The organism is Pacificibacter sp. (assembly GCF_039769035.1).
Lineage (GTDB): Bacteria > Pseudomonadota > Alphaproteobacteria > Rhodobacterales > Rhodobacteraceae > Celeribacter.
The window spans coordinates 1-12,587 of record NZ_JBDMZG010000166.1 but is presented as its reverse complement, the minus strand read 5'-3'; the positions used below and the strand labels follow the sequence as shown (position 1 = coordinate 12,587).

The window sequence follows — 12,587 nt, the reverse complement described above, 5'->3', positions numbered from 1 at the left end:
GGCTTTGGTGACCGCGTAAGATTGGATGCGCCCAATGGTTTCTTGGATTTGCGGATCAAAATCTTGCACGCCAATCGAGGCGCGGTTCATGCCAGCATTTGCCAAGGCGTCCAGCCGCGCGTCGTCGATTTCATTTGGATCAATTTCGACGGAGAATTCATAGGCCGGTGCGAAGGGCGCAACATCCGCAATTGCAGCGGAAAGCTCGGCGATCATGTCGGGGTCAAGAAGCGTGGGCGTGCCGCCGCCCCAATGCAGGTGGCCGATGGTGATGCCTTCGGGAAGCTGCTGTTTGATAAGTTGCAGCTCTAATTTAAGGGTCTCAATATAGGTCGCGACAGGGCTGAGCGTGCTGGTGCCTTGGGTCCGACAGGCGCAAAACCAACACAAACGCCGGCAAAACGGCACGTGAACGTACAAAGATATCGGCACGTTCGGGTCGAGCGTGTTCATCCAATGGCTCACATCTGTCGCAGTGAGATCGGATGAAAAATGGGGCGCTGTTGGATAGCTCGTGTAGCGGGGAACACGCGCGTCAAAAAGGCCGAGATTGCGGAGTTGTGTGTGGATCGTCATGCGAGTACCATTTAGCGAAACAAATTTTGCGCGCTTTGACCCAGATCAAGACGCATGATGAAGTAGGACAACTATGACTTTTGACCCCAGAGACTGTGGCACCTGCCCAATTCGCCACCGTGCCGTTTGTGCGCGGTGCGAAACTGATGAGTTGGAGTTTCTTGAGTCGATCAAGTTTTATCGGTCCTTTGAGGCTGGCCAGCCGGTGATTTGGTCCGGCGATAATATGGATTTCGTGGCCTCTGTTGTGTCTGGTGTTGCCTCGCTGAGCCAAGCGATGGAAGACGGGCGCACGCAGATGGTCGGGCTTTTGCTGCCGTCTGATTTCTTGGGCCGCCCAGGTCGTGAATTTGCCGCCTATGATGTTGTGGCTGTCAGCAATCTGACGCTGTGTTGTTTCCGCCGTAAGCCGTTTGAAAAAATGATGGTGGATACGCCGCATATCGGTCAGCGCCTGTTGGAAATGACCTTGGATGAACTGGATGCCGCGCGCGAATGGATGCTGATTCTGGGGCGCAAAACCGCGCGCGAGAAAATCGCGTCTTTGCTGACGATTTTGGCGCGTCGCGAGGCGTCACTTGCGTTGCAGACCACGGATAACGGCACGTCGTTTGAACTGCCTTTGACCCGTGAAGCCATGGCGGACTATTTGGGTTTGACCTTGGAAACCGTGTCGCGCCAGATTTCAGCGCTCAAACGCGAAGGCGTTATCGTTCTGGAAGGCAAGCGGCAGATCATCATTCCTGATTTTTATGCATTGATGGCTGAAGCAGGCGATGATTCTGATGGCGGTGTGATGGCTTAGGCCACGTTCGCCAGTCTTAGGGCTTTACTATCATTCAAATGTAAAACCGCCCGCGCAGGTGACCTAAAAGGTGCTTACAGATAGCACATGGGTCGTTTTCGCGGGCGGTTTTGTTTTGAGCGCCAGTTTAGTGCGGCATGACGTTAGTGCGACATGAAGACGGGCAATTCAGCCAATTCTAACATGTTGCGGGTGGCGCCACCCAAGATGGATTCGCGGAACCGCGAGTGGCCGTAGGCGCCCATAACCAGCATATCAGCGCCTTGATCGCGCACATGGCGGCACAACACATCTGAGACGTTTGGCATTGTTTTGGCGAGTACGGAGACTTCGGCATGCACGCCGTGACGCGACAACATTTGGCACAGGGCGCCACCGGGATCAGAGCGATCCGGAGTATGCTGCGGTGGATCGATGATGGTGATGTTGACGTTGTCGGCATTCGACAAAATTGGCAAAGCGGCCCGTACTGCGCCCAAGGCTTCGCTGCTTTCATTCCATGCAACAACAACGCGGTCGATGCGATCTGGCAGAGTGGCGTTGTCCGGCATGATCAAGACAGGTGAGCGGCCAGAGAACAGCGCGGCTTCCAAGATTTCTTCGTGCTCGTGACCGCGGTCCTTCCCGTATGGGCGCGGCAAAACCACGATATCAGAGAACCGCAAAATATTCGCGAGTTGCGGCGTGAGGCCAGCCATTTGCGCGGTCGTAGGTCGTGCGGCCCAGCTGATGTCTTCTGCGCGCAAAAGTTCGCCCACCTTCGCGCTGATGTCTTCGCTTTCTTTCTGCGCGAGGTGCAAATTATCTTGCAAAATCATTGCGTTGGTTCCGGCGTAGTAAAAGCCGGCTTGCGTGCGATCGAGGCCAAGACAGATGACGTCGAGATGGGCTTCTTCGCGGCGCGTTAAGGCAACGGCTGCATTCAGAGCATGCATGTCGGCGGTGACGTCGCAGATGATGGTTGTGATGGTTTTAAAGGACATTGGGTACCTCCGGTTTCCAAGTGACATTGGAAGTAGTCTGCGCGCTGCCGTGCGCCTTGACCTTGATTGAGATCAACATGTTTGGCGCTAGCAATCAGGGGACACGCTGCGGCGGCGGGATGCGGCGTCGCAAATGACGCAGGTGGTCCCTTATTTTTGAATCCTTTGACTCAGATCAATGTTTGCAGGCGGGATGTCGTCCAAACCCTGATCATCAAGACCCGTATTTTCAGACGCGGGTGCATTGTGCCCTCAACGAAGGGCATTCGATCGAAGGGACGCAAAATGTGGAACTATCTTAAGCTGGCAGTACTGGGGGTCGTGATGATCTTTGCCGGTCTTGCCGCAAACTACGGGCGCGATTTGGGCTACCAAGTTCATGCGCTTATTTTTATGGCCGCCGCGGCCGTTACATTTCTTTACACACTCCGTCACGTTGGCGAGATAAAGCCAAAACCAACAGGATACCTTGATGGTCCGGTTCGTTTTGGTGTGATCGCCACCACGGGTTGGGGTGTCGTTGGATTTCTTGTTGGGACGTTCATTGCGTTCCAATTGGCGTTTCCAGCGCTCAATTTTGACGGTCTGCTCGGGGCAGGCAACTTTGGACGCTTGCGTCCGTTGCACACCTCGGCAGTGATTTTCGCATTTGGCGGCAACGCTTTGATCGCGTCGTCTTTCTATGTGGTGCAGCGGACTTCTGCCGCGCGCCTATGGGGCGGCAATTTGGCGTGGTTCGTGTTCTGGGGCTACAACCTGTTCATCGTATTGGCCGCGACCGGTTACTTGCTGGGCGTCACCCAATCGAAAGAATACGCAGAACCTGAATGGTACGTCGATATCTGGCTTACAGTTGTCTGGGTGGCCTATTTGCTGGTGTTCCTTGGTACGCTGATGACCCGCAAAGAAAAGCACATCTATGTGGCCAACTGGTTTTATCTGTCGTTCATCGTGACCATCGCGATGCTGCACATCGTGAACAACCTGTCGATCCCTGTGTCACTGTTTGGCTCTAAATCCGTGCAGCTGTTCTCAGGCGTGCAAGACGCGATGACGCAGTGGTGGTACGGCCACAACGCCGTTGGGTTCTTCCTGACTGCGGGCTTCCTCGGCATGATGTATTACTTTGTGCCCAAGCAAGCTGAGCGCCCTGTGTTCTCGTACAAACTGTCCATCATTCACTTTTGGGCGCTGATCTTTCTGTACATTTGGGCTGGTCCGCACCACTTGCACTACACCGCTTTGCCAGATTGGGCATCGACGCTGGGCATGGTCTTCTCAATCGTGCTGTGGATGCCTTCATGGGGCGGCATGATCAACGGTTTGATGACGCTCTCTGGCGCTTGGGACAAGCTGCGCACCGATCCTGTGATCCGCATGATGGTGATCTCTATCGGCTTCTACGGCATGTCCACATTCGAGGGTCCGATGATGTCGATCCGCGCTGTGAACTCATTGTCTCACTACACTGACTGGACCATCGGTCACGTGCACTCTGGTGCTTTGGGGTGGAACGGCATGATCACATTCGGTGTGCTTTACTTCCTCGTGCCGAAACTGTGGAACAAAGAACGTCTGTATTCTTTGAGCCTCGTGTCTTGGCACTTCTGGTTGGCCACAATCGGCATCGTTCTTTACGCCGCCTCTATGTGGGTCACCGGTATCATGGAAGGCCTGATGTGGCGTGAAGTCGACAGCCAAGGCTTCTTGGTCAACGCATTTGCCGACACCGTGTCAGCGAAATTTCCGATGTATGTCGTGCGCGCAATGGGTGGGGTTCTCTTCCTCGCTGGCTCACTGATCATGGTCTACAACCTTTGGATGACTGTGCGCCGCGCACCTGCAATTGCAGATGCCGCAGCCATGGCTCCGGCAGAATAGGGGGCGCTCAGATATGGGACTTCTAGACAAACATAAGTTCATCGAGACCAACGCGACCTTGCTTTTGGTCGGGTCGCTCTTGGTGGTCACCATTGGTGGGATCGTCGAAATCGCGCCGCTCTTTTACCTCGAAAACACCATCGAGGATGTGGACGGCATGCGGCCCTATTCGCCGCTTGAGCTCACAGGGCGCGATATCTATGTGCGTGAAGGCTGCTACGTCTGTCACTCGCAAATGATCCGCCCAATGCGCGACGAAGTGGAACGCTACGGCCACTATTCCTTGGCCGCAGAATCGCAATATGACCACCCGTTCCAATGGGGATCCAAACGCACAGGGCCTGACTTGGCCCGTGTGGGTGGGCGTTACTCTGACGAGTGGCACGTTGACCACCTGACGGATCCGCAATCGGTTGTGCCGGAATCAGTGATGCCGAAATACGGCTATCTGACCCAAGCGATGGTCGAGCCTGAGTACATCGAAGATCTGCTGAAAACCCACAAGCTCGTTGGCGTGCCTTACACCACCGAGATGATCGAAGTGGCGCAAGAAGACTTCAAGGCGCAGGCCGATCCAGATTCTGACTATGACGGGTTGCTCGAACGCTACCCCGGTGCTCAGGTGCGCAATTTCGACAACGCGCCGGGCATTTCAGAAATGGATGCTTTGATCGCTTACATGCAAATGCTGGGCACTTTGGTTGATTTCTCGACCTTTACCCCAGACGCGTCACGGTAAGGAGAGAGACACATGAACTATCACATCTTCCGTGAAATCGCAGACAGTTGGGTGCTTTTGGCCATGTTTGTGTTCTTTATCAGCGCTGTTGTCTGGTCGTTCAGACCGGGCAATCGCAAGCGCCACGCAGAGATCGCCAACATCCCCTTTCGCCATGAAGACGCCCCCCTTGATACTGAGGAGTCTCAGTCATGAGTAACAAACAAAACAAGACCGAGGTCGAAACCACAGGCCACTCTTGGGATGGGATTGAAGAGTATAACAACCCGCTTCCACGGTGGTGGCTCTGGACCTTTTATCTGTGCATCATCTGGGGCATTGGCTACACTATTGCCTACCCTGCTTGGCCGATGCTCAAAGGGGCAACGGCGGGTCTGCTTGGCTATTCCACCCGCGCTGAAGTCGCCGATGAGATCAAAACCTTTGACGAGATGAACGCGGCCATTGATGCCGAATTGGCTGCGGCCAATGTGGCTGATGTTTTGCCAAACACACCGTTGGGTGACTACGCAACAAACATGGGCGCGGCTGTGTTCCGGTCCAATTGTTCGCAGTGCCACGGCTCTGGCGCGGCTGGTGCGAAAGGCTATCCGAACCTTTTGGACAACGATTGGCTTTGGGGTGGTTCCGTGGACGAGATCGCCTATACGATCCAACACGGCATCCGCAACGAGACAGACGATGCGCATTACTCTGAAATGCCACGCTTTGGCGCGGACGAAATTTTGGAACCTGAACAGATCGATCAGGTTGTGGAATACGTGCTGCAAATCTCTGGCGCTGAGTTCGATGCTGCTTTGGCCAATGAGGGCGCGGTTGTGTTCGAAGACAACTGTACCGCCTGTCACGCAGAAGACGGCACAGGCGACCGCGACCAAGGCGCGCCAAACTTGGCGGATGCGATCTGGCTCTACGGTGGCGATCGCGACACCATCCACGACTCAGTGGCCAACGCACGTTTCGGCGTGATGCCAGCTTGGGGTCAACGCCTGACCCAAGCCGAAGTCAACGCCGCAGCGATCTACGTCCACACACGCGGTGGCGGCGAGTAACCTCGCTGACACGTGTTGAAAATGACAAAGCTGGCCGCAGATGTGGCCAGCTTTTTTGATTTGGGGAGAGACCTTTTAAATTGGTCCCGCTGCCCGCGTTTCAGCCGCAATGAGCTGTTATTTCACTTTTCGAACAGAAATAATTGTTCCGATCTTACGCGTCTCAAACCGATCAAGGCTTTTGACCAGATCGCTAAGTTTATTGTGCCCGTAGGTGCGGGGATCAAAGTCAGATTTTGTGGCATTGATGTGGTTCGCCAATCTCGACAGTAAGTACCAATCATCGTCGGATTCAGCTTTCTTCATTGCTGAAAAGATCAGGGATTCAGCATGCTTTACTGGCAGCTTTTTGCTTTTGGTTTTGGGGCCAGCTTGCGTAGGATCGGTGTCGACAATGTTCTCAATAAAGACAAAACGGTTGCAAACATTTCGCAAACTTTCGGGCGTCTTTTGTTCGCCGATACCAATCACCTCAAGGCCCTGTTCGCGAATGCGGTTGGCAAGGGCGGTAAAATCACTGTCGGAGCTGACCAAGACAAACCCATCGAAACGGCCAGTGTGCATGATGTCCATCGCATCGATGACCAAACCAATGTCACTGGCATTTTTACCCTTGGTATTTGCGCTTTCTTGCTGGGCCACCAAGCCTTGGGTGCGAACGGCTTCGGTCCATCCTTGCAGCCCAGCACTCGACCAGTCTCCATAGACGCGTCTTAAGGCAGGTTCACCGTAATCTGCGATCTCATTGAGAATGGCTTCGGCATGTTTCGACGGGACGTTGTCAGCGTCGATGAGCACCGCGAGCAGCGGGCGATTTCGTGTGGGCACTTAATATCCTTAATCAATAAATAGAAAACTATAATGCCATCATGGTTTCTGGCTTTATGGAATGCAAAGAAAATGATTTGTTATCAAAGCACATGCTACGTTGCGAGGGCTTGAGGGACTGTTCTGTATCTTGGCGCAAATTGCCAAGTAACATTGTTTTTTAAGCGACTTTTGTGTCATTTGAAGTACATGACGTTGACTGCTTAACTCTTGTGCCGTCGCTGATCTTATAAGTATGCATGTCACGTAATTTTATTCAAAAAAGATTAACGTAAAAGCTGACCTGACGATAGGATGCATTTTGGTGACAGAGAACCAATCGGTCTATCTGCCTTTGAGCTGTGTTCATCGCATGGAAAGCCCCAGTAAAGTACCTATGGTTTTGATCGACGTTCAAACCGGTTCTTACGTTGGCGAAGATGACATCATTCGCTATGAAGATATCTATTAACGTCGCCAAGGTGCTAAAGGATAAAGTATGAAAATTGCTGTTGCAGGTATTGGCTATGTTGGGCTGTCAAATGCGGTGCTTTTGGCGCAGCATAATGATGTTGTTGCGGTTGATGTGTCGCGTGAGCGGGTTGCGATGGTCAATGCGCGCAAGAGCCCGATTATGGATGCTGAGCTTGAAGCTTTTTTGGCTGAGAAAGAGCTGCGCTTGACGGCGACGTTGGACGGAGCTGCGGCGTATAAAGACGCTGATTTCGTGATTGTTGCGGCGCCGACGAATTACGACGCCGAGACCAATTACTTCGATACATCCTTGGTTGAGCAGGTGATTCAGCTGGTGATTTCGGTCAATGAAACGGCGACGATCGTGGTCAAATCCACGGTGCCTGTTGGCTTCATCACCCGCATTCGCGAAGATTACGACACCGATCAAGTGATCTTTAGCCCTGAATTTCTACGAGAGGGCCGTGCGTTGTACGACAACTTGCATCCCAGCCGGATCATCGTTGGCGAGCGCTCGGATCGCGCGCAGGCTTTTGCCAATTTGCTGCTGGCAGGAGCGATCAAAAAAGACGTCGACATCTTATTCACTGATGCGGACGAGGCCGAGGCGATCAAGCTGTTTGCCAACACTTATCTGGCGATGCGGGTGGCGTTCTTTAACGAACTGGACAGCTACGCGATGGCTGGTGGCATGGACAGTCGCCAGATTATCGACGGGATCGGGTTAGACCCCCGTATTGGCGATCACTATAACAATCCAAGCTTTGGTTATGGCGGCTATTGTTTGCCCAAAGACACAAAGCAATTGTTGGCAAACTATTCCGAGGTGCCGCAAAACTTGATCCGCGCGATTGTTGACGCCAACCGCACCCGCAAGGATTTTTTGTCGGATCAAATCATTGCCCGCAAACCCAAAATTGTTGGCATTTACCGCTTGGTGATGAAAGCGGGATCAGACAACTTCCGCCAGTCGTCCATTCAGGGCATCATGAAGCGGATTAAGGCCAAGGGCATCGAAGTCATCGTCTATGAACCAGTAATGTCTGACCCTGATTTCTTTGGCTCGCGGGTGATCAACGATCTTGAGTCCTTCAAAGCCGAAGCTGATGTGATCGTCGCCAACCGCGTTACAGATGATATCGCGGATGTCGCCGACAAAATCTTCACCCGCGATTTATTTGGCGCGGATTGATTTCTCGATTTTAAAAGGCGCACTGCTCTTGTCTCCGGTTCGCTGGCTTTTTCGACTCTTTCGTAAGCCGGTGTTTGCTTGATGATGGCTTTCGGGTTGGATTGCCTGACTGATTTCTATGGCGTGGCCCTCAATAGACCGTCGCAATGCGCCGCTTTTGCAGTCTGAAAACGACCGGCATTAGTGGTCAACACCGGCAACTCAGATGCCCTGCAATTGGTCGACTTTATCGAGACAATCGAGGCCGCTAAAGGCAAGGCCGCCATTCGAAATTTGGTGGCCATGCAAGCGGGCGACGTGCCAGCCACTATCAAGTGTACCGTTGAAAAGGGCGGGGCGCGGGAGCTGTATTAGGGGGAAAGGCCCCTATGATTGTGCCGGAATGCTGTGTTGGATATTGCCTTGGCCGCCTTTGTGATAGCCATCAACACGGTTAAAAATCAGCGTGCGTAGACGCGGACGGTCGCCTGCGGTGACGCAAGCTTGCAGCTCTTTGAGCATGCCAGCAACCTCAAGCTGAGACAGCATGCTTTCTTCGGCGCGTAGGATTTTAGGGTGCGGTGTGCCCACCAGACTGTCGTTGTCGATCAGCAGCTCTTCGTACAGTTTTTCTCCGGGGCGCAATCCGGTGATCTCAATCGCGATGTCGCCGATACCTGTCATAGGGTCTTTGACGGTGCGACCCGAGAGTTCGACCATTTTACGCGCGATATCCACGATTTTTTGCGGTTGGCCCATATCCAAAACAAAGACGTCGCCGCCTGTCGCATAGGCGCCGGCGAGCAGCACCAATCGCGCGGATTCTGGAATGGTCATGAAGAACCGCGTCACATCAGGATGCGTCACGGTGATGGGCCCTCCAGCCGCGATTTGTTTTTGGAACAATGGCAAGACAGAGCCTGACGAGCCCAAGACATTGCCAAAGCGCACCATGGCAAATTTGGTGGTGTCCGAGCGGGTCTGCATGTCTTGGATCACAAGCTCGGCCATGCGTTTGGTCGCGCCCATAATATTAGTCGGGCGCACGGCTTTGTCCGTTGAGATCAAGATCATTCGCTCTATACCTGCGGCCCGCGCGCAGTCCGCAACGACTTGGGTGCCGAGCACATTGTTGCGCGCACCTTCCAATTCGTTGTCTTCAACCAAAGGCACATGTTTATAGGCGGCAGCGTGCAAAATGATGTCGACATCTTCATCGGCAATGACAGAGGCCACGCGCGCCGGATTGGTGACAGAGCCCAAGCGTGTGACGATTGGAATGTTCATGTCAGCTGCCCGTTTGCGCAGGTCGCGATCAATCTCGTACAGCGCGAACTCGCCTTGCTCGAACAAGACAATGCGTGCGGGTTGGCATTTCAACAGTTGGCGACACAGCTCTGAACCGATGGACCCACCAGCGCCCGTGACCATGACCGTGCGCCCTGCATAAGAGCTTTCGATTTCTGGCGTATCAAGGGCGACCTTATCGCGACCCAACAGTTCATCTGGGCTGACAAGACGCGAGGGGTCTGGGAGGCCGCCGCCGGCCATCATATCGATATAGGACGGAAGAATTTGAACATCGACGGGCAGAGCAGACAGCTCGCGCGCCAATTCTTTACGTCGCTCTGGGGCGGTGGACGGCATCGCCACCAGTACGCGTTGGATGGATTGGCGTGCGATCAAAGTCTCTAACATTGTGGGGCTATAGACGGGCAGACCTGCAATCATGAGCCCATGCAGCGTTGGATTGTCATCCACAAACAAAATAGGGCGCGCTTCTGAGGATTGACGCAAAGCGGCGGCCATTTGAATGCCGCCTGATCCCGCCCCATAAATCGCCACGGAAACGCGTGTGCCATTGGACAGATCGCACATATGGCTGAGCAAAAACAAAGCAGAAACACGCATGCCGACCGCACCGACAAAGAACAGAGCGCCAAACATAATGGGGACAGAGCGAGGGGCAGGCAAATTAAATACGTAGCTCACGCACATGGTCAAAGCCGCCAGACAGACAGCGGCCAGCCCAATTTGCTGGATCGCGCGGTGTTCAAATGTCGCGAGTTTGATCTTCGGTAGGCGCAAACTGTTGATGATAACCGCGCCAAGTGTTGTGATCACAGGTAGTAAAATCCAGGCAGCTGGAGCGTAACTCATAGGGCTGAACGAGCCGTAACGCAAAGCGAAGGCCGCGTAGAGACAGACCAGCACCAAGAATGTGTCGCTCGTCAAGAAGATGAGCCGCTTTTGGCGACGGGAGAAATTTTCGAGTGATAACAACATGACATACCTATACACTATACACACTTAATTACCGCTTAAAGTTGTAGCTGCGCAAGTATGGTTTTCCGCCTGTTGCAAGGTGAAGCATAATCCTGCCTTCGAAAATCTATATCGGATTTAAACGTTGTCTTTTGAAAAGAGGTATGAGATTTGAACAGGTACTTTGTACACAGTAATATCTTGGAAAGTTCCCGTCGATGACCGCTCCAGCCACAGACCACCACAAAGCTGATGATAAGATTGACCTTGGTCAGCTGTTGGGAACCCTGTGGCGCGGTAAGCTGTGGATCATGTTTGCGGGCTTTGTCGCACTGATGCTTGGCGGCTATTACGCCTATCGGGTTGCAACGCCGATGTACACGGCAACGGCCACGGTGGTTCAAGCCAGTCAACAAGATCCTGTCGTTGATTTTTCTGGCGGTCTGGGCGGCGGCGTGGGAGCGGACCAGTCGTCCATTAACACAGAAATCCAGATTTTTAGATCGCGGGATTTGTTAGAAAAACTGGTGCACGAGTTAGATCTGACCAATGACCCTGATGTGAATGCAGCCCTGCGCCCCCCATCGTTTTCCGCGAAACGGCTCATTAAAAATGTTATTTCTAGATCCAAAGAGACAGCATCACCCGTGCCAGAGGAAACGCTGAATACGGTCATCTCTGAAGTTGGGCAAATGATATCGGTTTCGAATATACGCCAAACCTATGTCTACACGTTGACCGCCACCACGCGGAATCCCGAAAAATCAGCCTTGCTAGTCAATACGTTGGCTGACTTGTACATTCATAATCAGTTAATCGTGAAGAGCGAAAGCAATCTGGCCGCCACGGAATGGCTGACCGACAAAGCCAGCCAATTGCGCATTGAGCTTGAAGATGCGGAAGCTGCCGTCAAAAACTTCAACTCAAGCACGGATCTGATCAACGCCGACACTTTGGCTGCACTCAACCGTCAGGTGAAGGCCTTGCGCGACCGTTTGAGAGCCGCCGATGATGAGAAAGCCGAGCTTGAAATACAGATTACTCTGCTAAACGCGGCCGCCACGAGCAATGATCCCGAGCAGATGCGCGCAGTTGCCAAAGATCGCACTTTGGACCGGTTGTTTGAGCAAATTGCAGCCCAGCCCGTCGCTGGTCGCATCGCATTTGACACTTATTTTCAGCAAATTCTGGACCAACAAAGAACAGAACTGGTTCGCATGGGAGATCAAATTGCGTCGCTGCAAGCCTCTGTTGAGCGCCAGCAAGCTGAGACCAGCGCGCAATCCGATGACCTGATTGCTCTACAGCAATTGCAACGCGAGGCCGAAGCCTCACGGCTTTTGTATGAGTATTTTCTCAGCCGCCTGAAAGAAACAACCGTTCAGTCCGGCATCCAAACCGCAGATAGTCGCGTGCTGTCACGTGCTGTCAAACCACGCTTTCCCTCTGCGCCGCGTAAATCTATGATCCTCGCGCTTTCACTTGTTTTGGGTGTTGTTGCGGGGGCGGCTTTTGTGCTCGGGCGTGAAATGTTGCAAAACACCTTCCGCGCCGCAGAAGAGCTTGAGGCCCGCACGGGCTATGCTGTTTTGGGACAAATTCCTAAAATTCCTGCACGCCGGCGGGCGCAATTGCTTCAATACCTCGCCGATAAACCGACCTCTATCGCCGCAGAAGCTGTGCGTAATATGCGCACGTCGGTGCTGTTGTCTGACGTTGACAGCCCGCCGCAAGTTATCATGTCGACGTCGTCCATTCCGGGTGAAGGCAAGACCACGCAGTCTTTGGCCTTGGCTCAAAACCTTGCAGGTCTTGGCAAGTCCGTGTTGTTGAT

The 12,587-nt window shown here is 53.3% G+C and carries 11 protein-coding genes and 2 pseudogenes; 9 read left to right on the top strand and 4 right to left on the bottom strand.

Annotated elements, in window-relative coordinates; translation table 11 throughout:
• The coding region (locus ABF287_RS14085; RefSeq protein WP_347185632.1) for a radical SAM protein at positions 1-576 on the bottom strand (576 nt) is incomplete at its 3' end.
• 73 nt (positions 577-649) lie between these two features.
• Between ABF287_RS14085 and ABF287_RS14080 the strand changes: the two genes are divergently transcribed.
• Positions 650-1,381, top strand: coding sequence for a transcriptional regulator FnrL (locus ABF287_RS14080; protein ID WP_347185631.1), 732 nt, complete (start codon positions 650-652; stop codon positions 1,379-1,381).
• 143 nt (positions 1,382-1,524) lie between these two features.
• Here the strand turns inward: ABF287_RS14080 and ABF287_RS14075 are convergent, their stop codons facing one another.
• On the bottom strand, positions 1,525-2,364 hold the full coding sequence (locus ABF287_RS14075; RefSeq protein ID WP_347185630.1) for a universal stress protein: 840 nt from the start codon (positions 2,362-2,364) through the stop codon (positions 1,525-1,527).
• A gap of 285 nt (positions 2,365-2,649) precedes the next feature.
• Here ABF287_RS14075 and ccoN point away from each other — a divergent pair, with 285 nt between their 5' ends.
• The 4 genes from ccoN to ccoP are packed head-to-tail and all read left to right on the top strand — an operon-like array spanning position 2,650 to position 6,036.
• The gene (gene ccoN / locus ABF287_RS14070) at positions 2,650-4,245 is read left to right on the top strand and encodes a cytochrome-c oxidase, cbb3-type subunit I (RefSeq protein ID WP_347185629.1); all 1,596 of its coding nucleotides are present in this window, start codon (positions 2,650-2,652) and stop codon (positions 4,243-4,245) included.
• Between the two features lie 13 nt (positions 4,246-4,258).
• Entirely contained in the window at positions 4,259-4,984 is a 726-nt protein-coding gene (gene ccoO / locus ABF287_RS14065; RefSeq protein WP_347185628.1) for a cytochrome-c oxidase, cbb3-type subunit II, read from the top strand.
• A 12-nt stretch (positions 4,985-4,996) separates the two neighbouring features.
• Positions 4,997-5,179, top strand: a complete 183-nt coding sequence (locus tag ABF287_RS14060) for a cbb3-type cytochrome c oxidase subunit 3 (RefSeq protein WP_347185627.1) — start codon at positions 4,997-4,999, stop codon at positions 5,177-5,179.
• Complete coding sequence (gene ccoP / locus ABF287_RS14055; protein ID WP_347185626.1) at positions 5,176-6,036, top strand: cytochrome-c oxidase, cbb3-type subunit III; 861 nt, start codon at positions 5,176-5,178, stop codon at positions 6,034-6,036. Before ABF287_RS14060 ends, ccoP begins: the two co-directional genes overlap by 4 nt.
• Positions 6,037-6,153: 117 nt before the next feature.
• Here ccoP and ABF287_RS14050 read toward each other — a convergent pair whose 3' ends face one another.
• Positions 6,154-6,864, bottom strand: coding sequence for an NYN domain-containing protein (locus ABF287_RS14050; RefSeq protein ID WP_347185625.1), 711 nt, complete (start codon positions 6,862-6,864; stop codon positions 6,154-6,156).
• Positions 6,865-7,165: 301 nt separating this feature from the next.
• On the opposite strand from ABF287_RS14050, the pseudogene cpsB reads away from it, so the two are divergent.
• From cpsB to ABF287_RS14035, 3 genes and pseudogenes are all read left to right on the top strand, one after another.
• Positions 7,166-7,315, top strand: a pseudogene (cpsB, locus tag ABF287_RS14045) (mannose-1-phosphate guanylyltransferase/mannose-6-phosphate isomerase); the annotation flags it as partial.
• A 27-nt stretch (positions 7,316-7,342) separates the two neighbouring features.
• Positions 7,343-8,509, top strand: a complete 1,167-nt coding sequence (locus tag ABF287_RS14040) for a nucleotide sugar dehydrogenase (protein ID WP_347185624.1) — start codon at positions 7,343-7,345, stop codon at positions 8,507-8,509.
• A gap of 183 nt (positions 8,510-8,692) precedes the next feature.
• A pseudogene (locus ABF287_RS14035) lies at positions 8,693-8,818 on the top strand (UDP-glucuronate 5-epimerase); the annotation flags it as partial.
• Between the two features lie 57 nt (positions 8,819-8,875).
• On the opposite strand, the gene ABF287_RS14030 reads toward ABF287_RS14035, so the two are convergent.
• Positions 8,876-10,723, bottom strand: a complete 1,848-nt coding sequence (locus tag ABF287_RS14030) for a nucleoside-diphosphate sugar epimerase/dehydratase (protein ID WP_347185623.1) — start codon at positions 10,721-10,723, stop codon at positions 8,876-8,878.
• Between the two features lie 248 nt (positions 10,724-10,971).
• Between ABF287_RS14030 and ABF287_RS14025 the strand changes: the two genes are divergently transcribed.
• Positions 10,972-12,587 (top strand): exopolysaccharide transport family protein (locus ABF287_RS14025; protein ID WP_347185622.1); only part of this gene is annotated, 1,616 nt, incomplete at its 3' end.